The organism is Pseudomonas sp. JH-2, assembly GCF_036231725.1.
Taxonomy (GTDB): domain Bacteria; phylum Pseudomonadota; class Gammaproteobacteria; order Pseudomonadales; family Pseudomonadaceae; genus Pseudomonas; species Pseudomonas delhiensis.
The window spans coordinates 1-19138 of record NZ_JAZAQP010000040.1 but is presented as its reverse complement, the minus strand read 5'-3'; the positions used below and the strand labels follow the sequence as shown (position 1 = coordinate 19138).

Sequence of the window (19138 nt, the reverse complement as noted above, 5' to 3'; positions counted from 1 at the left end):
CCGGCGCTGTGCTAATCTGCCGCCCATTCGAAGCGCCTTCCCAGGCTTGATTGCAGGAGTCTGCATGCATATCCACATCCTCGGCATCTGCGGCACCTTCATGGGCTCGCTGGCCGTGCTGGCCAAGGAACTGGGGCACCGCGTCACCGGTTCCGACGCCAACGTCTACCCGCCCATGAGCACCCAGCTGCAGGCCCAGGGCATCGAACTGATGCAGGGCTACGAGCCCGCCCACCTGGCGCCGGCGCCGGACCTGGTGGTGATCGGCAACGCCCTGTCGCGCGGCAACCCGGCGGTGGAGCACGTGCTGAACAAGGGCCTGCCCTACGTTTCCGGCCCGCAGTGGCTGGCCGACCACGTGCTGCAGGGGCGCTGGGTGCTGGCTGCGGCCGGTACCCACGGCAAGACCACCACCAGCAGCATGCTGGCCTGGGTGCTGGAGCACGCCGGCATGAGCCCGGGCTTCCTGATCGGCGGCGTGCCGCAGAACTTCGGCGTCTCCGCGCGGCTGGGCGGCACGCCGTTCTTCGTGGTGGAGGCCGATGAGTACGACAGCGCCTTCTTCGACAAGCGCTCGAAGTTCGTCCACTACCGCCCGCGCACCGCCATCCTGAACAACCTGGAATTCGACCACGCGGACATCTTCCCGGACCTCGCGGCCATCGAGCGGCAGTTCCACCACCTGGTGCGGACCATCCCCGGCGAGGGCCTGATCATCCACCCCGAAAACGAAGCCGCGCTCAAGCGCGTGATCGGCATGGGCTGCTGGACGCCGGTACAGACCACAGGCACCGGCGGCCAGTGGCAGGCGCGCCTGCTCAGCGCCGACGGCTCGCGCTTCGAGGTGCTGTTCGACGGCGCCGCGCAGGGCACCGTGGAGTGGGAGCTGACCGGCCAGCACAACGTCGCCAATGCCCTGGCCTGCCTGGCCGCCGCCCGCCACGTCGGCGTGGTGCCGGAGCTGGGCTGCGCCGCTCTGTCGGCGTTCAAGAGCGTCAAGCGGCGCATGGAGAAGGTCGCCGAAGTGAAGGGCGTGACCCTCTACGACGACTTCGCCCACCACCCGACCGCCATCGCCACCACCCTCGACGGCCTGCGCAAGCGCGTCGGCGACGCCCCGGTGATCGCCGTGGTGGAGCCGCGTTCCAACTCCATGAAGCTGGGCGCCCACCGCGACGGCCTGGCCGACAGCGTGGCCCAGGCCGACCGGGTGTTCTGGTATGCGCCGCCGAACCTGGGCTGGGACCTGGCCGCCACAGTGGCCGGTTCGACCGTGCCGACCCAGGTGTGCGATTCCCTGGACGCCATCATCGAAGGGGTGAAGGCCGTGGCCGCCCCGGGCACCCAGGTGGTGATCATGAGCAACGGCGGCTTCGGCGGCCTGCACGGCAAGCTGGCCAAGGCCCTGGAGGACTGAGATGGCGGGAGCCGAACGCGTCACCCTGGCGATGACCGGCGCCTCCGGCGCCCAGTACGGCCTGCGCCTGCTCGACTGCCTGGTGCAGGAAGACCGCGAGGTGCACTTCCTGATCTCCAAGGCCGCGCAACTGGTGGTGGCCACCGAGACCGACGTGACCCTGCCGGGCAAGCCTCAGGCGATGCAGGCCTTCCTCAGCGAATACACCGGCGCCGCCCCCGGGCAGATCCGCGTGTACGGCAAGGAGGACTGGATGGCCCCGGTGGCCTCCGGCTCCGGCGCGCCCGGCGCCATGGTGGTGGTGCCGTGTTCCACCGGCACGCTGTCGGCGATCGCCACCGGCGCCTGCAACAACCTGATCGAGCGTGCCGCCGACGTCGCCCTCAAGGAGCGCCGCCAGCTGATCCTGGTGCCGCGCGAGGCGCCGCTCTCCAGCATCCACCTGGAGAACATGCTCAAGCTGTCCAACCTGGGCGCGGTGATCCTGCCGGCGGCGCCGGGTTTCTACCACCAGCCGCAGACCATCGACGACCTGGTCGACTTCGTGGTCGCGCGCATCCTCAACCAACTGGGCATCCCCCAGGACATGCTGCCGCGCTGGGGCGAACACCACCTTGTCAGTGACGAATAAGCTCCTCGCCGCCCTGATGCTGCTGCAACTGGGCGGCTGCGCCACGGTGAAGACCCTCAACGCCAACAAGCCCGGCGCCCCGCTGATCTACGCGGGCACCCGGCTGGACTGGTACTCCATCAACGGCGGCTGCTGCCCCAGGGACCACTACGGCACCGAGGCACCAACCTACCCACGCCTGGACCTGCCGGGCAGCGCGTTGCTGGACACCGTGCTGCTGCCGCTGTCGATCGCCGCGGAGCTGGGGATCGGACTGCAGGTATGGGGCGGGAATTGACGCCGCGGGCCTTGCCCGCGATTCGCGCGCAGGGCGCGCTCCTACAGGTGGGCGTTGCGTAGGAGCAGATCTCATCCGCGAACCGCGCCGGAGCCTCCGGCTATCGCGGACAAGGTCCGCTCCTACAGGGGAGTGCCATGCCTCATACCGAACTGTAGGAGCGGGCCCTGCCCGCGAAATCGCGCGCAGGGCGCAACAGGAAACACCGTCGTAGGATGGTGTTGAGCGAAGCGATACCCATCGCCACGGCAGCATGGGTTTCGCTGAGGCTCAACCCATCCTACGAAGAGCATCTCGGTGCAGCTGGGGTTATTTGCCTAGCCTGCGCAACTCATCCGACTCGACGAACCGCACGCCCTTGCCGGTCTCCAGGGCCAGGCGCCAGAGGGCGCGGGCCAGGGCGCAGGCTTCGATGCCGTGGAGCTTGCCGGGGAGGATGCGGGCGAAGGGCGCGGCGAGCAGTTCGGCCAGGCGGATTTCCTCGCGCTGGCCCAGCAGCAGGGAGGGGCGGGCGATGGTCAGTTGCGGCCAGCCCTGTTTCTGCAGGGCCTCTTCCAGCTCGCCCTTGACGCGGTTGTAGAACAGCGAGGACTTGCTGTCCGCGCCCAGCGCGCTGACCACCACGTAGTGCCGCGCGCCGAGCTTGAGCGCGTGCTCGCCCAGGGCCAGCGGCAGGTCGTGGTCCACCGCCTTGAAGGCCGCTTCCGAGCCGGCTTCCTTGAGGGTGGTGCCCAGGCAGCAGAACACCGTGTCCACCGGCCCTGCCAGGTTGGGGATGAGTTCGGCCAATGGGCCTATGGGGTTCTCCAGGCGCGGGTGGGCGGCCAGTGGCCGACGGGTCGGCGCCAGCACGCGCTTGACCGTCGGCTCGCTGAGCATGCGGTCGAGCAGGTGCTCGCCGGTGAGGCCGGTGGCGCCGGCGAGAAGGACATGCGTCGGTGTTGAATACATCCTGGTTTCTCCGCTGACACAGTTACAAGCGTAGTTGCCGGGCTAACGTTTTTCCTGCACGAGCCCCGCATCGGCGCTCAGGGCACGGCTGGCCTGGCCTGCGCGCAAGGTGTTCCAGCGCTGCAGGACGGCCGGTGGCGCCCACAGCTGCGGTTCGGAGGCGTCGAAGCCGTCCTCCGCCTCGCGCCGGGCGACCTCGGCGCTGGCCTGCTGGAAAGCCTGCTGCAGGTCGTCGGTGGCGTTCAAGGCGTTGGCGAACAGGGCCTGGCCGAAATAGGTGAAGTCCGCTTCCTCGGAACAGCCGAAGGATACCCGGTCGCTGCGCGCCGCCGTCATGACCAGCGTCCTGTCGTCCTTCAGGGGTTCGATGAAGCCGCCGCTGTAGCAGGCCGAGATCACCAGCACCTTGTAGCGGTCCTTCAGCGGCGCGAGCAGTTCGGCGAGGTCGGTGGCGGGCAGGTTGTCCAGGCGGATGCCGGGCATGTCGAGGACCAGTTGGTGGTCGTGGCTGCCGTGGCTGGTCAGGTAGATGAACACCAGGTCTTCCGGGCCGCTGCTGCGCGCCAGGGCGCGGACCGCCCGCGCCAGGCTCTCGCGGGTGGCCATGGGACGGTCGTCGGCGTGGTTGCGGTTGTTCACCAGGGTGACCACGCCGCGCGCGCCGAAGCGCTGGCCGAGCAGGCGGGCGACGTAGTCGGCCTCGCGCAGGAACACGCTCTGCTTGCCGTCGCCGCCCACGCTCAGGGCGTACAGCTCCACCTGCGGCGTGGAGGGCGGCAGCGCGGCCAGGGCGCGGTCGAGCAGGCGGCCCTGTTCCAGCAGGCCGACCTCCACCGGGTTGGGCAGGCGCCGGCCCTGTTCGTCGCGGCGCAGCAGGCCGTTGCTCCAGGTGCCGGCCTGCAGGCGCCCGTCGGCGCCGCGCAGGCTGCCCTTGCCGGCGAACTTGCCGTCGGCGAACTGGCCACGGTAGACCTGGCCGTCGGCCTGGGTCAGCACGCCTTCGCCAGCGAAGCGCCAGTCCTTGAAGCCGCCTTCGTAGCGGCTGCCGTCGCGGCCCTCGTACTTGCCCGGGCCGTTCAGCGCGCCCTGGCTGAACTGGCCGCTCCACACGTCGCCGTCGGCGTTGACGAAACGCCCCTGGCCACTGAATTCGGTGTTCTCGAAGCCGCCCTCGTAGCGGTCGCCGTCGGTGTCGCTGAAGCTGCCCTTGCCGCGCAACTGGCCGTTCTCGAAGGTACCCGCGTATTCGTTGCCCTGGCCGTCGTCCAACTGGCCCTGGCCGTGATAGAGGCCGGCGCGGAAGCCGCCCTGGTAGTGGCTGCCGTCGGCGCCGTGCCATTCGCCCGGACCGTCGAACAGGCCCTTGGCGAAGCGGCCCTGGTACCAGGCGCCGTTGCCGTATTCCAGGCGTCCATCGCCGTGCAGGAGGCCGTCGACGAGGGCGCCTTGGTAGCGCGCACCGTCGGGCAGCACCAGGTCGGCCGTTGGCTGGGCGGGGCCCTGGTCACAGGCCGCCAGGGACAGGAGCAGGGCGAGGAGGGGAAGGTGCAGGCGCATGCGGCAGGGTCGGTCACGGCGGTTTTGCACCAGTGTGACGCAAAAAAGCCCGCGGGCGCGGGCTTTTTTGCGAGGGGCCGGGCGCTGGCGTCAGACGAAGGCCAGGCTCAGGGATTCGGCGATGTAGGCCGGCTTGGGCAGGCCCTCGATCTCCAGGGTGCAGCGCGCCTTGATCAGCCACTGCCCGGGGTTCTTGTCGTTGACGTCGAGGATGGTCACCTGCAGGCGCACCCGCGAGTCCACCGGCACCGGCTGGATGAAGCGCACGCTGTCCAGGCCGTAGTTGACCACCATCTTCGGGTTTTCCGGGAGCACCAGCAGGCCTTCGCAGAGCTTGGGAATCAGCGACAGGGAGAGGAAGCCGTGGGCGATGGTGCCGCCGAACGGGGTCTTCTTCGCCTTCTCCGGGTCCACGTGGATGAACTGGTGGTCCTCGGTGCATTCGGCGAACTGGTTGATGCGGTTCTGGTCGACGGTGAGCCAGTCGGAATGGCCCAGGTCCTTGCCAATGTAGTCCTTGAGGGTGCTGACGGGAACGAAAGGCATGTTTTCCTCCGCGAACGCGTGTTGTTGTTTTGGGCGTGCGATGCAGCATGGCACAGGTCGATGACGGCTGCGCACCTATGCTTGAAGCGAATGCCGTGCCATAGGCCGGGCGTACTTGGGCATAATGTCGGGCTTTTTCACAGGAGGTTGCCATGCTGCTTCGCGGCCTGACCTGGCTGGTGCTGTTCCAACTGCTGGGCACCGGCCTGAATGTTCTCATCCTGCCGATGATCCCCGGCCCCATCATTGGGCTGGTGCTGCTGCTGGCGTTCCTGCTGGTGCGTGGCGAGGTGGGCGAGCCGATCACCGAGGCGGCGTCCTCGCTGCTGCGCTACCTGCCGCTGCTGCTGGTGCCGCCGGCGGTGGGGGTGATGGTCTACGGCCGCCAGCTGCTGGCGGACTTCTGGCCGCTGGCCGGGGCCCTGGCGCTGTCGCTGCTGGGCTCGTTCCTGTTCGCCGGCTGGCTGATGCAGAAGCTGATCGACCGCCAGCGCGGCCGCAAGGAGGCCCGCGATGCTTGACTGGCAAGGCGCCTGGCAGGCGGTCATCCACCACCCGCTGTTCTGCATCGGCATCACCCTGGCGGCCTACCAGCTGGCGCTGGCCGGCTACGAGCGCACGCGCTGGGTGTTCCTGCAGCCGGTGCTGGTGTCCATGGCGATGGTGATCCTGGTGCTGCTGGGCACCGGCATCGACTACCAGACCTACAGCGCCGGGGTCAGCGTGCTGACCGTGCTGCTCGGCCCGGCCACCGTGGCCCTGGCGGTGCCGTTGTTCCTCAACCTCAGGCGCATCCGCCAGCTGTTCTGGCCGACCCTGGCGACCCTGCTGGTGGCCGGCCTGCTGGCCACCGTGGCCGGCATCGGCCTGGGCTGGCTGTTCGGCCTGCGCGGCGAGCTGCTGATGAGCCTGGCGCCGAAGTCGGTGACCTCGCCCATCGCCATGCTGGTGGCCAACCAGATCGGCGGCGTGGCGGCGCTGGCGGCGGTGTTCGTGCTGATCACCGGGGTGCTCGGCGCCATCCTCGGCCCGGAGCTGCTGCGCCGCATCGGCGTGCGCCACCCGGCCGCCCAGGGCATGGCGCTGGGCATGACCGCCCATGCCGTGGGCACTTCCCGGGCCCTGCAGGAGGGCGAGGAATGTGGCGCCTTCGCCGCCCTGGCGATGAGCCTGATGGGCGTGGCCACCGCAGTGCTGCTACCGTTGGCGGTAGCCTTGATCGCCTGAAGCAGGAAGATTCACATGAAGTTGCCGCTCTTCCCCCTCAACACCGTGCTGTTCCCCGGCTGCCGCCTGGACCTGCAGATCTTCGAGGCGCGCTACCTGGACATGATCGGCCGCTGCATGAAGCAGGGCGGCGGCTTCGGCGTGGTGTCCATCGTCGAAGGCCGCGAGGTGGGCGAGGCCCCCGAGGCGTTCGGCAAGGTCGGCTGCGAGGCGCTGATCCGCGACTGGCAGCAGCTGCCCAACGGCCTGCTGGGCATCCGCGTCGAGGGTGGCCGGCGCTTCCGCGTGCTGGATACGCAGGTGCAGCCGGACCAACTGCTGGTAGCCGACGTGGCCTGGCTGGAGGAGCTGCCCGACCAGCCGCTGACCGAGGAGCACGACGACCTGGCGGCGCTGCTCGGCGCCTTGTCGCTGCACCCGATGGTCGCCACCCTGGAGATGGGCGGCGAGGTCAGTGGCCAGCAGGAGCTGGCCTGCCAACTGGCCTACCTGCTGCCCTTCGAGCCGGAGCAGAAGCAGGTGCTGCTGGAGATGGACGACCCCACGGTGCGCCTGGCGCGCATCCAGGTGCTGCTGGAGCAGTTGCAGGGGGATCTGCTGGCCTGAGCGTTGTGGCTGCCCCGTAGGAGCGGATCTCATCCGCGAATCGCGCCGTTGGTTCCGGCTATCGCGGACAAGGTCCGCTCCTACGGGGAGAGAATGCCATGCCTCACGGCAACCTGTAGGAGCGGGCCCTGCCCGCGATTCGCGCGCAGGGCGCGCTCCTACAAGAGCGCTTCAGATCACCAGCAAGTCCATGAACCTATGCACCGGCGTGGCCTCCAGCTGCGCCGGGTCGTTGCACAGCGCGGCTATCCGCGCGCAGCGCTGCGGGGCGAAGCGGGTGGCCAGGGCGTTGCGGAACTTGGCTTCCAGCAGCGGAATGCCCTCGGCGCGCCGGCGGCGGTGGCCCACCGGGTATTCCACCTCGATCTTCGGCGTGCTGCTGCCGTCGCTGAAGAACACCTGCACGGCGTTGGCGATGCTGCGCTTGTCCGCTTCCAGGTACTCGCGGGTGTAGCGCGCATCCTCCACCACTTCCATCTTCTCGCGCAGGCGGTCGATCAGCGGGTGCGCGGCGTGGAAGGCGTCCTCGTAGTGTTCCGCTTCCAGGGTGCCGTAGATCAGCGGCACGGCGACCATGTACTGGATGCAGTGGTCGCGGTCGGCGGCGTTGGCCAGCGGGCCGGTCTTGGAGATGATGCGGATCGCCGATTCCTGGGTGGCGATGACGATGCGGGTGATCTCGCTGATGCGGTTGCGCACCAGCGGGTGCAGCTGCACCGCGGCTTCCACGGCGGTCTGCGCATGGAACTCGGCGGGGAAGCTGATCTTGAACAGCACGTTCTCCATCACGTAGCTGGCGAAGGGCTGCGGCAGGCGGAACCGGCGCTGGTCGTCGGGCTTGAGCGCCAGGTCCTTGTTGGTATGGCTGAACAGCACGTCGTAGAAGCCCCATTGCGGCGCGCTGAGCACGCCGGGGATGCCCATCTCGCCGCGCAGGGCGATGTCCGCCAGGCGCAGGCCGCGGCTGCTGGCGTCGCCGGCGGCCCAGGACTTGCGCGAGCCGGCGTTGGGCGCGTGGCGGTAGGTGCGCAGCGCCTGGCCGTCGACGCAGGCGTGGGAGAGGGCGGAAAGCAGCTGCTCGCGGTCGGCGCCGAGCAATCGTGCGCTCACGGCCGTGGAGGCGAGCTTGACCAGGAACACGTGGTCCAGGCCGACGCGGTTGAAGGCGTTCTCCAGGGCGAACACGCCCTGGATCTCGTGGGCCAGGACCATGGACTCCAGCACGTCGTCCATGCTCGGCGGCGGCTCGCCCCTGGCCTGGGCCAGCTGCGCCAGGTGGTCGGCGATGGCGAGGATGGCGCCGAGGTTGTCCGACGGGTGGCCCCATTCGGCGGCCAGCCAGGTGTCGTTGTAGTCCAGCCAGCGCACCAGCGCGCCTATGTCCCAGGCTGCCTTGACCGGGTCCAGGCAGAAGCGCGTGCCCGGCACCCGGGAGCCGTGGGGCACCACAGTGCCGTCCACCTGGGGGCCGAGCAGCTTGGTGCATTCGGGGAAGCGTAGCGCCAGCAGGGCGCAGGCCAGGCTGTCCATCAGGCACAGCCGCGCGGTGTCACGGGCCTCGGCGGAGTCGACGCGGTAGGTCAGGACGTAGTCGGCGATCTGCTGCAGGACGACGTCGTAGTCGGGGCGGGTGTTCGGATCGGCGTTGGTGCTCATGGCGTGCTCCTTCGCGGTAATCCGGGAGAGTCTAGACGCTGGAGGCGGATACCCTTGGCAACGGAGCCATCACGGACGTAGGGCGTATAACCGTTCGCGGTTATACGCCGCTACACCGACCTCGTGCCCTGCTCCTCGGCCGAGCCCGGAGTGCCTTGAAGCAGGCGCTCCGTGGCCAAACCCGGTACGCGCCTGAAACCAAGGTCAAACGGCGGATAACGTGGAACGTTATCCGCCCTACGCTCAGAAGGCGTCGCCCGGCACCCGCACCCAGCCTTCCATGAGGATGCGCGCGCTGCGGCTCATGATGGCCTTGGTCACCGTCCATTCGCCGTCCACCTGCCTGGCCTCGGCGCCAACGCGCAGGGTGCCGGAGGGGTGGCCGAAGCGTACGGCGGTGCGCTCGCCGCCACCGGCGGCCAGGTTCACCAGGGTGCCCGGCACGGCGGCGGCGGTGCCGATGGCCACGGCGGCGGTGCCCATCATGGCGTGGTGCAGCTTGCCCATGGACAGCGCGCGCACCAGCAGGTCGACGTCGCCGGCCCGCACCTGCTTGCCGCTGGAGGTGCGGTAGTCCTTGGGCGGGGAGACGAAGGCGATCTTCGGCGTGTGCTGGCGGGTGGCCGCTTCTTCCGGGGTCTTGATCAGGCCCATGCGCAAGGCGCCGGCGATACGGATCTTTTCGAAGCGCGCCAGTTGCTCGGGATCGGAGTTGATGTCCTCGCGCAGTTCGGTGCCCTGGTAGCCGATGTCCCCGGCGTTGACGAACACCGTGGGGATGCCGGCGCTGATCATGGTCGCCTTGAAGGTGCCGACGCCGGGCACTTCCAGGTTATCCACCAGGTTGCCGGTGGGGAACATGGAGCCGCCTTCCTCGCCGTCGTCGGACGGGTCGAGGAACTCCAGCACGATCTCGGCGGCGGGGAAGGTCACCCCGTCCAGCTCGAAGTCGCCGGTCTCCTGGACCTGGCCGCTGGTCACCGGCACGTGGGCGATGATGGTCTTGTTGATATTGGCCTGCCAGATGCGCACCACGCAGGTGCCGTTGTCCGGGATGCGCGCCGCATCGACCAGGCCGGCGTGGATGGCGAAGGCGCCGGCGGCGGTGGAGAGGTTGCCGCAGTTGCCGCTCCAGTCGACGAAGGGCTTGTCGATGGAGACCTGGCCGTAGAGGTAGTCGACGTCGTGGCCGGGCTGGCTGCTCTTGGACAGGATCACGCACTTGCTGGTGCTGGAGGTGGCGCCGCCCATGCCGTCGATGTGCGCCGAATACGGGTCGGGGCTGCCGATCACGCGCATGAACAGCTTGTCGCGCGCTTCCCCCGGCACCTGGCAACGCTCGGGCAGGTCCTGCAGGCGGAAGAACACGCCCTTGCTGGTGCCGCCGCGGATGTAGGTGGCGGGGATTTTCACTTGGGGTACGTGGGGCATGGGTTCGCTACCTGAAAGTTCGAGGGGGGCAACCCTCTCCCCCCGCCCTCTCCCTGAAGGGAGAGGGAGCCGTCCGTGCCGGCTGACGCATTGGTTTCATCCTGCGCCGAACGGTCCCCTCTCCCTTCGGGGAGAGGGTCAGGGAGAGGGGCTCTTGTTACATCACGCCGCGGACGACTCGAGGAAGTCCTTGGCGAAGCGCTGCAGCACGCCGCCGGCCTTGTACACGCTGACGTCGGCGGCGGTGTCCAGGCGGCAGGTCACCGGTACCCGGAGCACTTCACCGTTGCGCCGGTTGACCACCAGGGTCAGGTCGCAGCGCGGCGACAGTTCGCCCTCGATGTCATAGGTCTCGGTGCCGTCCAGGCCCAGGGTCAGGCGCGTGGTGCCCGGCTTGAACTCCACCGGCAGCACGCCCATGCCCACCAGGTTGGTGCGGTGGATGCGCTCGAAGCCCTCGGCCACGATCACTTCCACCCCGGCCAGGCGCACGCCCTTGGCCGCCCAGTCGCGGGACGAGCCCTGGCCGTAGTCGGCGCCGGCGACGATGATCAGGTTCTGCTTGCGGTTCATGTAGGTTTCGATGGCTTCCCACATGCGCATCACCTTGCCTTCGGGCTCCACGCGGGCCAGCGAGCCCTTCTTCACCTGGCCATCGACCACGGCCATCTCGTTGACCAGCTGCGGGTTGGCGAAGGTGGCGCGCTGGGCGGTCAGGTGGTCGCCGCGGTGGGTGGCGTAGGAGTTGAAGTCCTCCTCCGGCAGGCCCATTTTCGCCAGGTATTCGCCGGCCGCGGAGCTGGCGAGGATGGCGTTGGACGGCGACAGGTGGTCGGTGGTGATGTTGTCCGGCAGGATCGCCAGCGGGCGCATGCCCTTGAGCGTGCGCTCGCCGGCCAACGCGCCTTCCCAGTACGGCGGGCGGCGGATGTAGGTGGACTGCGGGCGCCAGTCGTACAGCGGGCTGTCGGCTTCCTTGACGCTGCCCAGGTCGAACATCGGGATGTAGACCTGGCGGAACTGTTCCGGCTTCACGCTGCTGGCGACGATGGCATCGATCTCTTCGTCGGACGGCCACAGGTCCTTCAGGGTGATGGGGTTGCCGTTGGCGTCGGTGCCCAGCGGGTCCTGCTCGATGTCGAAGCGCACGGTGCCGGCGATGGCGTAGGCCACCACCAGCGGCGGTGAGGCGAGGAAGGCCTGTTTGGCGTAGGGGTGGATGCGCCCGTCGAAGTTGCGGTTGCCCGAGAGCACGGCGGTGGCGTACAGGTCGCGGTCGATGATTTCCTGCTGGATCTTCGGCTCCAGCGCCCCGGACATGCCGTTGCAGGTGGTGCAGGCGTAGGCGACGATGCCGAAGCCGAGCTGCTCCAGCTCGCTCAGCAGGCCGGCCTCTTCCAGGTACAGCCTGGCGACTTTCGAACCTGGTGCGAACGAGGTCTTCACCCAGGGCTTGCGCACCAGGCCCAGCGCATTGGCCTTCTTCGCCAGCAGGCCGGCGGCGACCACGTTGCGCGGGTTGGAGGTGTTGGTGCAACTGGTGATGGCGGCGATGATCACCGCGCCGTCGGGCATCAGGCCATGGGCCTCTTCGTCGCGGCCGGATTCCAGCTTGGCCTCGTCGGCGATGCCGCGCTCGGCCAGCGCCGAGGTCGGCAGGCGGCGGTGCGGGTTGCTTGGTCCGGCCATGTTGCGCACCACGCTGCCCAGGTCGAAGCTCAGCACGCGCTCGTACTCGGCGGTCTTCAGGGCGTCGCCCCACAGGCCGAGGGTCCTGGCGTAGTTCTCCACCAGCGCCACCTGCTCGGGCTCGCGGCCGGTGAGCTTGAGGTAGTCGATGGTCTGCTGGTCGATGTAGAACATCGAGGCGGTGGCGCCGTATTCCGGGCACATGTTGGAGATGGTCGCGCGGTCGCCGATGGACAGGCTGTCGGCCCCTTCGCCGAAGAACTCGACGTAGGCACCGACCACGCGTTCCTTGCGCAGGAACTCGGTCAGTGCGAGCACGATGTCGGTGGCGGTGATGCCCGGCTGGCGCTTGCCGGTCAGCTCGACGCCGACGATGTCGGGCAGGCGCATCATCGACGGGTGGCCGAGCATCACGGTTTCCGCTTCCAGGCCGCCGACGCCGATGGCGATCACGCCCAGGGCGTCCACGTGCGGGGTGTGCGAGTCGGTGCCGACGCAGGTGTCGGGGAAGGCCACGCCGCCGCGCGCCTGGATCACCGGGCTCATCTTCTCCAGGTTGATCTGGTGCATGATGCCGTTGCCGGCGGGGATCACGTCGACGTTCTTGAACGCGGTCTTGGTCCACTCGATGAAGTGGAAGCGGTCCTCGTTGCGACGGTCCTCGATGGCGCGGTTCTTCTCGAAGGCCTCGGGGTCGAAGCCCGGGGCTTCCACGGCCAGGGAGTGGTCGACGATCAGTTGCGTCGGCACCACCGGGTTGACCTTGGACGGGTCGCCGCCCTGGTCGGCGATGGCGTCGCGCAGGCCGGCCAGGTCGACCAGCGCGGTCTGCCCGAGGATGTCGTGGCAGACCACGCGCGCCGGGTACCAGGGGAAGTCGAGGTCGCGCTTGCGGTAGATCAGTTGTTCCAGCGCGGCAGTCAGCAGTTCCGGCTCGCAGCGGCGCACCAGTTGCTCGGCCAGCACGCGCGAGGTGTACGGGAGTTTGTCCCAGGCACCAGCCTGGATCTCTTCGACGGCCGCACGGGCGTCGAAGTAGTCCAGTTGTGTGCCGGGCAGGCTTTTACGGTATTTGCTGTTCATCAGGCTATTCACCATTGTTCAGGGGCGGTCCTTGAGCGGAACGAACTTCAGGTCCTCGGGACCGGTGTAGTTGGCGCTCGGGCGGATGATCTTGCCGTCGATGCGCTGCTCGATGACGTGGGCGGACCAGCCGGCGGTACGGGCGATCACGAACAGCGGGGTGAACATGGCGGTGGGCACGCCCATCATGTGGTAGCTGACGGCGCTGAACCAGTCGAGGTTGGGGAACATCTTCTTGATTTCCCACATCACGCTTTCCAGGCGCTCGGCGATGTCGTACATCTTGCTGTTGCCCTGCTCGGCGGACAGCTCGCGGGCGACTTCCTTGATCACCTTGTTGCGCGGGTCGGACACGGTGTAGACCGGGTGGCCGAAGCCGATCACCACTTCCTTCTTCTCGACGCGGGCGCGGATGTCGGCTTCCGCCTCGTCCGGGTTGTCGTAGCGCTTCTGGATCTCGAAGGCCACCTCGTTGGCGCCGCCGTGTTTCGGGCCGCGCAGGGCGCCGATGGCGCCGGCGATGCAGGAGTACATGTCGGAGCCGGTGCCGGCGATGACGCGCGAGGTGAAGGTGGAGGCGTTGAACTCGTGCTCGGCGTACAGGTTCAGCGAGGTGTGCATGGCGCGCACCCAGGACTCGCGCGGCTTCTCGCCGTGCAGCAGGTGCAGGAAGTGGCCGCCGATGGAGTCGTCGTCGGTCTCCACGTCGATGCGCTTGCCGTTGTGGCTGTAGTGGTACCAGTACAGCAGGGCGGAGCCGAGGGAGGCCATCAGCTTGTCGGCGATGTCGCGGGCGCCGGGGTGGTTGTGGTCGTCCTTCTCGGGCGACAGGCAGCCGAGCACGGACACGGCGGTGCGCATCACGTCCATCGGGTGGGCCGACGGCGGCAGGGTTTCCAGGGCGGCCTTGACGCCCGCCGGCAGGCCGCGCAGGGCCTTCAGCTTGGCCTTGTAGCCGGCCAGTTCGGCGGCGTTGGGCAGCTTGCCGTGGACCAGCAGGTGGGCGATTTCCTCGAATTCGCAGCGGTTGGCGAAGTCGAGCACGTCATAGCCACGGTAGTGCAGGTCGTTGCCGGTGCGGCCGACGGTGCACAGGGCGGTGTTGCCGGCGGCGGTGCCGCTCAGGGCCACGGATTTCTTCGGCTTGAAGCCGGTGGTGGTTTCGGCGGTAGCGCTCATCGTATCTCTCCTCACGAATCCGGTTGCTTGTTCTTGTTCCGCAGGCCCTGCGGCCTGGCATTTCGAGTCGGTGGCGGCAGGCCGGGCGCTTTGTCCTGCAGCCTATAGCCTGCCGCCTGAAGCCGCTTTACTTCTTGTTCGCCGCGAACAGCGCGTCGAGCTTCTGCTCGAAGGCGTGGTAGCCGATGCGGTCGTACAGCTCCGCGCGAGTCTGCATCAGGTCGATGACGTCTTTCTGATGGCCCTGCTGGCGGATCGCGGTGTACACCGCCTCGGCGGCCTTGTTGGCGGCACGGAAGGCCGACAGCGGGTAGAGCTGGATGGCCACGCCGACCGAGGCCAGCTCGTCGCGGGTGAACAGCGGGGTGGCGCCGAACTCGGTGATGTTGGCCAGCACCGGCACGCCCAGGGCCTCGACGAAGCGCTGGTAGGTCGGCAGGTCGTAGGCGGCCTCGGCGAAGATGCCGTCGGCACCGGCTTCCACGTAGCGCAGGCAGCGCTCGATGGCGGCGTCCACACCCTCGGCCTGGATGGCGTCGGTACGGGCGATGAGGAAGAAGTTCGGATCGGTCCTGGCGTCGGCGGCGGCCTTCACGCGGTCGGCCATTTCCTCGGTGGAGACGATTTCCTTGCCCGGACGGTGGCCGCAGCGCTTGGCGCCGACCTGGTCCTCGATGTGCGCGGCGGCGGCGCCGGCCTTGATCAGGCTCTTGACCGTGCGCTCGATGTTGAAGGCGCTGGGGCCGAAGCCGGTGTCGATGTCCACCAGCAGCGGCAGGTCGCAGACGTCGGTGATGCGGCGCACGTCGGTGAGCACGTCGTCCAGGGTGTTGATGCCCAGGTCCGGCAGGCCCAGGGAGCCGGCGGCGACACCGCCGCCGGAGAGGTAGATGGCCTTGAAGCCGGCGCGCTTGGCGAGCAGGGCGTGGTTGGCGTTGATCGCACCGATCACCTGCAGCGGTTTCTCTTCGGCAAGGGCGGTACGGAAACGCTGGCCGGGGGAAAGCAGACTCATGACTCACCTCGTTCGTTGGCTGTCTTGGCTTGGGCGTCCAGGTAGTGACGCTCGATGTTGCGCTTGGAAGCGCCGATGTGACGGCGCATCAGCAGTTCGGCCAGTTCGCCGTCACGGTCGGCGATGGCATCGAGAATGCGGTGGTGCTCGGCGAAGGCCTGGCGCGGCCGGTTCGGCGTGGCGGAGAACTGCAGCCGGTACATGCGTACCAGCTGGTACAGCTCGCCGCAGAGCATGCGGGTGAGGGTGCGGTTGCCACTGCCCTGGATGATCCGGTAGTGGAAGTCGTAGTCGCCTTCCTGCTGGTAGTAGCCGCGCCCGGCCTGGAAGGCCTCGTCGCGCTCGTGGGTGTCGAGCACCCGGCGCAGTTCGTCGATCTCGGCCTGGCTCATGCGTTCGGCGGCCAGGCGGCAGGCCATGCCTTCCAGGGATTCGCGAATCTCGTACAGCTCGATCAGCTCGGCATGGCTCAGCGACACCACCCGCGCGCCGACGTGGGGCACGCGCACCAGCAGCTTCTGCCCTTCCAGGCGGTGGATCGCCTCGCGCAGCGGGCCGCGGCTGATGCCGTAGGTGCGCGCCAGCTCCGGCTCGGAGATCTTGCTGCCCGGGGCGATATCGCCCTTGACGATGGCCGACTGGATCTTGCGGAACACGTGTTCCGAGAGGGTCTCGCCGTCGCCTTCGACGTCGCTGGGCAGGAGCAGGGATTCGTTCATGGTGTCGACAATCCACATCAGGTGCGGCGGAAATTAACCTCGAATATTTGTCCGGTCAAGTGGATTGTCGACAATCGTCTAATAGGCGGCCGGGTTATGCGCAAAGCGTCCAGGGAATCCTGCGGATGGCCGAAAAGCCCCGCGCGGCGCGGCCTGCACTGCGCTAGGCTGGGCGAAACCGCAAGGGGGGAAGACGATGGGCGTCTACGACCGCTACCTGCTGCCATGGCTGATCGACTGCGCCTGCGGCATGGGCCAGGTGATGAAGCAGCGCTCGCTGCTGGTGCCGCGGGCCCGCGGCCGGGTGCTGGAGATCGGCATCGGCACCGGGCTGAACCTGGGTTTCTACGATGCGGGGAAAGTGTCGACAATCGTCGGCGTCGACCCGGCGGCGCAGATGCAGGGCCTGGCGCGCAAGCGCGCGGCGGGCATCGGCATCCCGGTGGAGATGGTGGCGCTGGAACTGGGGCAGATTCGCGCCGATGCCGGCAGCTTCGACTCCGTCGTCTGCACCTTCACCCTCTGCACCATCCCGGACGTGCTGGCGGCGCTGCGGGAGATGCGCCGGGTACTCAAGCCGGGCGGCGAGTTCCTCTTCTGCGAGCACGGCCTGGCGCCGGACGCCGGCGTGCGCGCCTGGCAGCACCGCCTGACGCCGATCTGGAAGCCTCTGGCCGGCGGCTGCCACCTGGACCGCGACATCCCGGCGCTGATCGCGGCCGGCGGCTTCCAGGTGCGCGAGCTGAGCCGCGAGTACCTGCCGGGGCCGCGGCCGATGACCTATGTCTACAAGGGGATGGCCGACTGAGGTGGCCTCAGGCCGGCACCGGGCCCAGGGCCATGACCCGCAGGATGTGCACGCTGCGGATGAACAGGTCGGCCACCGGCCCGCGGCGGTCGGCGCGGCAGTCGTCCAGGCGCACCAGGCTGGGGGCGCAGCCGGCCAGCAGGTCGAAGTAGTCGCGCAGTTGCATGCGCCCGCGCAGGCGGTGCGGGCGCTGGGCGTTGTCCAGGGTTTCCAGTTCGACCCAGAGGGTGTCTTGATCCGGTTGCATGGTGGGCTCTCGCACGGCGCTGCTGCCGAAGGCTGCGTAGGAAGTTGCCGAAGATTCCTCTGTGACTGACGCCACGGCGCCCGGTTCCCCGGGCGCTTGTGAATCGTGGCGATATTCAGCTTCGGTTCAGCCAGGCCCGCGCCCGGGCACGTTTAGGCGCGGCGCCTAGGCGGCTGCGTCGCTGTCGTCGGTGCGGACCACCCAGCGGATGTTCACCCCGCGGATGAACAGGTCGCCCTGGCCATGCAGGTCCGTCAGGCGCACCAGGGCGGGCGTGTCGCCCAGCAGCAGGTCGTGGTAGTCGTTCAGGCTGATGCGCCCGCGCAGGATGCGCGGGGCGTGGTTGGGCAGGTGGGTTTCGAGTTCCACCGGCAGGCTGTCGTGATCGTGGGGCATGGCGGGCGCCGCTGGGTGCAATGAGCCCGCAACTGTAGGTTCGGCCCGGCGCCCGGCCTAGTGGAGATTCACCGCAGCTTCTGTAGGAAAAAGCCTGGGTTGCGTGTCGGCTCAGAGACCTTCGTCATCACGCACCAGCACGCAATGGCAGCCATCTTCCTCTTCGTGCCAGTCGTGCAGGAAGTACATCTGTACCTTGTCCGGGCTCGGCATCACGGCGACGAAATCACCGATCTCCGGGACGAAGAAGGCCTTGCTGCCGGGCTCGGCCTCGCACTCCACCAGGGCGCTGAAGAAGGCCGCCGGGTCGGCATCCTCGAAGAACGCCTCGCGCTCGGCGGCGTCCCAGTCGGCGGGCGCCTCGAAGGGGCCGAGAATGAGCACCCTGGCGTCGCCCAGGTCCAGTTCCTCGGCGTCCGGGTCGTTGTCGTCGGGGCGGTAGAAGCAGGCATCCACCGCCTTCGCATCGGCCAGCACGGCCTGGCGCGCGGCCAGGCGCCGCTGCGGATCGACGCCGGCGTCGGCGCAGAGCTGGTTCCAGAAGGCTTCGGATTTGGCGGACATGGGGTGGCTCCGGCGGGGCGGCGATGGGGAAGGCGGCTAGTGTCCCGGAGCTTGCGTGGGAGTGCAATGCGGCAGGCTGGAATTAACCAAGTTGCTAAATGGCCAGGGTTTGTCTAGCCTTGCTCGATGGAGAAATCGACGCCTCATTGCCGTCTCGACCGAGTCAAGTCGCTGCTTGCCCAGGGCAGGGTTCGCGCGACCTATTCCGCGCTCTCCGGCGGTGCGGCGCTGGGGTTGGACTTCGCCGACATGCTGGCGGTCATCGAGGCCCTGGCGCCCCGTGATTTCCACAAGAGCATGACGACTCACGCCGATCATCGTGTCTGGCAGGACGTCTACCGACCTTCGACCGCCGTGGGTCGGATCTATCTGAAGTTGACCGTCATAGACGATGTGCTTGTCGTGTCCTTCAAGGAGCTATGAGCATGAAATGTCCCCTCTGCGGTGGAGCCGAACTGCTCCACGAGACCCGCGACCTTCCCTATGCCTACAAGGGGGAGAGCACCCTGATAACGGCTGTGCGCGGTGAGTTCTGCCCGGCCTGTGGCGAGGCGGTGCTGGACGCCGACGAGTCGGCGCGGGTGAGTGCCCTGATGCTGGCCTTCAACAAGCAGGTGAACGCTTCGATGGTCGATCCGGGGTTCATTGCCGCCGTGCGCAAGAAGCTGGCGCTGGACCAGCGCGAGGCCGCGGAGATCTTCGGTGGCGGCGTGAACGCGTTCTCCCGCTACGAGAATGGCAAGACGCGCCCGCCGTTGGCGCTGGTCAAGCTGCTCAAGGTGCTCGACCGCCATCCCGAATTGCTGGAAGAGGTGCGTGCGGGGTAAGGGGTGTCTCCTACACCTTCCGGCAAATATGACACCCCGTAGGATGGGTTGTGCCGATGGGCGGTTCGGTGCAATGGGGCGGGCAATCGCGGACAGAGTCCGCTCCTACGTTGCAGGCGAGCATGGCTTCTCGTAGGAGCGAGCTTGCTCGCGAACAAAGACGGTGCCATGCGGTTCGCGAGCAAGCTCGCTCCTACAAAGAGCATCTCGGCGCGGGCCACAAGACAGTTGCTCCTACGTCCGTGCTCGACCGTAGGGCGAATAACCGTTCGCGGTTATCCGCCGCCGGCCGGAACGCCGGTGCCCGACGGC

The 19138-nt window shown here is 68.1% G+C and carries 21 protein-coding genes; 9 read left to right on the top strand and 12 right to left on the bottom strand.

Annotated elements, in window-relative coordinates:
• Positions 1-64 precede the first annotated feature (64 nt).
• The 3 genes from mpl to VV867_RS23055 are packed head-to-tail and all read left to right on the top strand — an operon-like array spanning position 65 to position 2325.
• On the top strand, positions 65-1417 hold the full coding sequence (gene mpl / locus VV867_RS23065) for a UDP-N-acetylmuramate:L-alanyl-gamma-D-glutamyl-meso-diaminopimelate ligase (protein WP_328567648.1): 1353 nt from the start codon (positions 65-67) through the stop codon (positions 1415-1417).
• Between the two features lies 1 nt (position 1418).
• Positions 1419-2048 carry a flavin prenyltransferase UbiX gene (ubiX, locus tag VV867_RS23060; protein WP_109936773.1) on the top strand — a complete coding sequence of 210 codons (630 nt, stop codon included), beginning with the start codon at positions 1419-1421 and terminating at the stop codon, positions 2046-2048.
• A gap of 16 nt (positions 2049-2064) precedes the next feature.
• On the top strand, positions 2065-2325 hold the full coding sequence (locus VV867_RS23055; protein WP_089389682.1) for a YceK/YidQ family lipoprotein: 261 nt from the start codon (positions 2065-2067) through the stop codon (positions 2323-2325).
• 309 nt (positions 2326-2634) lie between these two features.
• On the opposite strand, the gene VV867_RS23050 is transcribed toward VV867_RS23055, so the two are convergent.
• From VV867_RS23050 to VV867_RS23040, 3 genes are all read right to left on the bottom strand, one after another.
• The gene (locus VV867_RS23050; RefSeq protein WP_089389681.1) at positions 2635-3276 is read right to left on the bottom strand and encodes an oxidoreductase; all 642 of its coding nucleotides are present in this window, start codon (positions 3274-3276) and stop codon (positions 2635-2637) included.
• Between the two features lie 42 nt (positions 3277-3318).
• On the bottom strand, positions 3319-4833 hold the full coding sequence (locus VV867_RS23045; RefSeq protein WP_328567647.1) for a C13 family peptidase: 1515 nt from the start codon (positions 4831-4833) through the stop codon (positions 3319-3321).
• A 90-nt stretch (positions 4834-4923) separates the two neighbouring features.
• Positions 4924-5379 (bottom strand): MaoC family dehydratase, encoded by a 456-nt coding sequence (locus tag VV867_RS23040; RefSeq protein WP_328567646.1) that lies wholly within the window; start codon positions 5377-5379, stop codon positions 4924-4926.
• A gap of 152 nt (positions 5380-5531) precedes the next feature.
• Between VV867_RS23040 and VV867_RS23035 the strand changes: the two genes are divergently transcribed.
• From VV867_RS23035 to VV867_RS23025, 3 genes are read left to right on the top strand one after another with little or no spacing between them, the layout of a single operon-like run.
• Positions 5532-5900: a CidA/LrgA family protein gene (locus VV867_RS23035; RefSeq protein WP_089389678.1), complete on the top strand. Its 369-nt coding sequence runs from the start codon at positions 5532-5534 to the stop codon at positions 5898-5900.
• The gene (locus VV867_RS23030) at positions 5893-6606 is read left to right on the top strand and encodes an LrgB family protein (RefSeq protein WP_109933209.1); all 714 of its coding nucleotides are present in this window, start codon (positions 5893-5895) and stop codon (positions 6604-6606) included. The genes VV867_RS23035 and VV867_RS23030 overlap by 8 nt, the downstream gene beginning before the upstream one ends.
• Positions 6607-6621: 15 nt before the next feature.
• Complete coding sequence (locus VV867_RS23025) at positions 6622-7212, top strand: LON peptidase substrate-binding domain-containing protein (protein WP_089389676.1); 591 nt, start codon at positions 6622-6624, stop codon at positions 7210-7212.
• 171 nt (positions 7213-7383) lie between these two features.
• Here VV867_RS23025 and prpD read toward each other — a convergent pair whose 3' ends face one another.
• The 6 genes from prpD to VV867_RS22995 all read right to left on the bottom strand — a co-directional run bounded on the left by prpD (position 7384) and on the right by VV867_RS22995 (position 15984).
• Positions 7384-8868: a 2-methylcitrate dehydratase gene (prpD, locus tag VV867_RS23020; protein WP_328567645.1), complete on the bottom strand. Its 1485-nt coding sequence runs from the start codon at positions 8866-8868 to the stop codon at positions 7384-7386.
• A gap of 243 nt (positions 8869-9111) precedes the next feature.
• A complete protein-coding gene (gene prpF / locus VV867_RS23015; protein WP_328567644.1) occupies positions 9112-10299 on the bottom strand; it encodes a 2-methylaconitate cis-trans isomerase PrpF in 1188 nt (395 codons plus the stop codon).
• A 162-nt stretch (positions 10300-10461) separates the two neighbouring features.
• The gene (gene acnD / locus VV867_RS23010; RefSeq protein WP_328567643.1) at positions 10462-13071 is read right to left on the bottom strand and encodes a Fe/S-dependent 2-methylisocitrate dehydratase AcnD; all 2610 of its coding nucleotides are present in this window, start codon (positions 13069-13071) and stop codon (positions 10462-10464) included.
• An 18-nt stretch (positions 13072-13089) separates the two neighbouring features.
• Positions 13090-14250, bottom strand: coding sequence for a bifunctional 2-methylcitrate synthase/citrate synthase (gene prpC / locus VV867_RS23005; protein ID WP_109933206.1), 1161 nt, complete (start codon positions 14248-14250; stop codon positions 13090-13092).
• Between the two features lie 127 nt (positions 14251-14377).
• Positions 14378-15265, bottom strand: coding sequence for a methylisocitrate lyase (gene prpB, locus VV867_RS23000; protein WP_089389671.1), 888 nt, complete (start codon positions 15263-15265; stop codon positions 14378-14380).
• Positions 15262-15984, bottom strand: coding sequence for a GntR family transcriptional regulator (locus VV867_RS22995; RefSeq protein WP_089389670.1), 723 nt, complete (start codon positions 15982-15984; stop codon positions 15262-15264). Before VV867_RS22995 ends, prpB begins: the two co-directional genes overlap by 4 nt.
• Before the next feature lie 196 nt (positions 15985-16180).
• On the opposite strand from VV867_RS22995, the gene VV867_RS22990 reads away from it, so the two are divergent.
• The gene (locus tag VV867_RS22990) at positions 16181-16792 is read left to right on the top strand and encodes a class I SAM-dependent methyltransferase (protein WP_109933204.1); all 612 of its coding nucleotides are present in this window, start codon (positions 16181-16183) and stop codon (positions 16790-16792) included.
• Between the two features lie 7 nt (positions 16793-16799).
• Here VV867_RS22990 and VV867_RS22985 read toward each other — a convergent pair whose 3' ends face one another.
• The 3 genes from VV867_RS22985 to VV867_RS22975 form a co-directional block, all read right to left on the bottom strand.
• The gene (locus VV867_RS22985; protein ID WP_009615991.1) at positions 16800-17039 is read right to left on the bottom strand and encodes a hypothetical protein; all 240 of its coding nucleotides are present in this window, start codon (positions 17037-17039) and stop codon (positions 16800-16802) included.
• Between the two features lie 165 nt (positions 17040-17204).
• A complete protein-coding gene (locus VV867_RS22980) occupies positions 17205-17435 on the bottom strand; it encodes a hypothetical protein (protein ID WP_089389668.1) in 231 nt (76 codons plus the stop codon).
• Positions 17436-17546: 111 nt separating this feature from the next.
• On the bottom strand, positions 17547-17999 hold the full coding sequence (locus VV867_RS22975; RefSeq protein ID WP_275628695.1) for a hypothetical protein: 453 nt from the start codon (positions 17997-17999) through the stop codon (positions 17547-17549).
• A gap of 126 nt (positions 18000-18125) precedes the next feature.
• Between VV867_RS22975 and VV867_RS22970 the strand changes: the two genes are divergently transcribed.
• Positions 18126-18422, top strand: a complete 297-nt coding sequence (locus VV867_RS22970) for a type II toxin-antitoxin system MqsR family toxin (RefSeq protein ID WP_261747736.1) — start codon at positions 18126-18128, stop codon at positions 18420-18422.
• 2 nt (positions 18423-18424) lie between these two features.
• Positions 18425-18826 (top strand): type II toxin-antitoxin system MqsA family antitoxin, encoded by a 402-nt coding sequence (locus tag VV867_RS22965; protein ID WP_328567642.1) that lies wholly within the window; start codon positions 18425-18427, stop codon positions 18824-18826.
• Positions 18827-19138: the final 312 nt, after the last annotated feature.

What these genes read in the sequence shown, in the direction of transcription:
- mpl (WP_328567648.1), top strand. Translation starts at nt 65, where the DNA reads ATGCATATCCACATCCTCGGCATCTGCGGCACCTTCATGGGCTCGCTG.
- ubiX (WP_109936773.1), top strand. Translation starts at nt 1,419, where the DNA reads ATGGCGGGAGCCGAACGCGTCACCCTGGCGATGACCGGCGCCTCCGGC.
- VV867_RS23055 (WP_089389682.1), top strand. Translation starts at nt 2,065, where the DNA reads ATGCTGCTGCAACTGGGCGGCTGCGCCACGGTGAAGACCCTCAACGCC.
- VV867_RS23050 (WP_089389681.1), bottom strand. Translation starts at nt 3,276, where the DNA reads ATGTATTCAACACCGACGCATGTCCTTCTCGCCGGCGCCACCGGCCTC.
- VV867_RS23045 (WP_328567647.1), bottom strand. Translation starts at nt 4,833, where the DNA reads ATGCGCCTGCACCTTCCCCTCCTCGCCCTGCTCCTGTCCCTGGCGGCC.
- VV867_RS23040 (WP_328567646.1), bottom strand. Translation starts at nt 5,379, where the DNA reads ATGCCTTTCGTTCCCGTCAGCACCCTCAAGGACTACATTGGCAAGGAC.
- VV867_RS23035 (WP_089389678.1), top strand. Translation starts at nt 5,532, where the DNA reads ATGCTGCTTCGCGGCCTGACCTGGCTGGTGCTGTTCCAACTGCTGGGC.
- VV867_RS23030 (WP_109933209.1), top strand. Translation starts at nt 5,893, where the DNA reads ATGCTTGACTGGCAAGGCGCCTGGCAGGCGGTCATCCACCACCCGCTG.
- VV867_RS23025 (WP_089389676.1), top strand. Translation starts at nt 6,622, where the DNA reads ATGAAGTTGCCGCTCTTCCCCCTCAACACCGTGCTGTTCCCCGGCTGC.
- prpD (WP_328567645.1), bottom strand. Translation starts at nt 8,868, where the DNA reads ATGAGCACCAACGCCGATCCGAACACCCGCCCCGACTACGACGTCGTC.
- prpF (WP_328567644.1), bottom strand. Translation starts at nt 10,299, where the DNA reads ATGCCCCACGTACCCCAAGTGAAAATCCCCGCCACCTACATCCGCGGC.
- acnD (WP_328567643.1), bottom strand. Translation starts at nt 13,071, where the DNA reads ATGAACAGCAAATACCGTAAAAGCCTGCCCGGCACACAACTGGACTAC.
- prpC (WP_109933206.1), bottom strand. Translation starts at nt 14,250, where the DNA reads ATGAGCGCTACCGCCGAAACCACCACCGGCTTCAAGCCGAAGAAATCC.
- prpB (WP_089389671.1), bottom strand. Translation starts at nt 15,265, where the DNA reads ATGAGTCTGCTTTCCCCCGGCCAGCGTTTCCGTACCGCCCTTGCCGAA.
- VV867_RS22995 (WP_089389670.1), bottom strand. Translation starts at nt 15,984, where the DNA reads ATGAACGAATCCCTGCTCCTGCCCAGCGACGTCGAAGGCGACGGCGAG.
- VV867_RS22990 (WP_109933204.1), top strand. Translation starts at nt 16,181, where the DNA reads ATGGGCGTCTACGACCGCTACCTGCTGCCATGGCTGATCGACTGCGCC.
- VV867_RS22985 (WP_009615991.1), bottom strand. Translation starts at nt 17,039, where the DNA reads ATGCAACCGGATCAAGACACCCTCTGGGTCGAACTGGAAACCCTGGAC.
- VV867_RS22980 (WP_089389668.1), bottom strand. Translation starts at nt 17,435, where the DNA reads ATGCCCCACGATCACGACAGCCTGCCGGTGGAACTCGAAACCCACCTG.
- VV867_RS22975 (WP_275628695.1), bottom strand. Translation starts at nt 17,999, where the DNA reads ATGTCCGCCAAATCCGAAGCCTTCTGGAACCAGCTCTGCGCCGACGCC.
- VV867_RS22970 (WP_261747736.1), top strand. Translation starts at nt 18,126, where the DNA reads ATGGAGAAATCGACGCCTCATTGCCGTCTCGACCGAGTCAAGTCGCTG.
- VV867_RS22965 (WP_328567642.1), top strand. Translation starts at nt 18,425, where the DNA reads ATGAAATGTCCCCTCTGCGGTGGAGCCGAACTGCTCCACGAGACCCGC.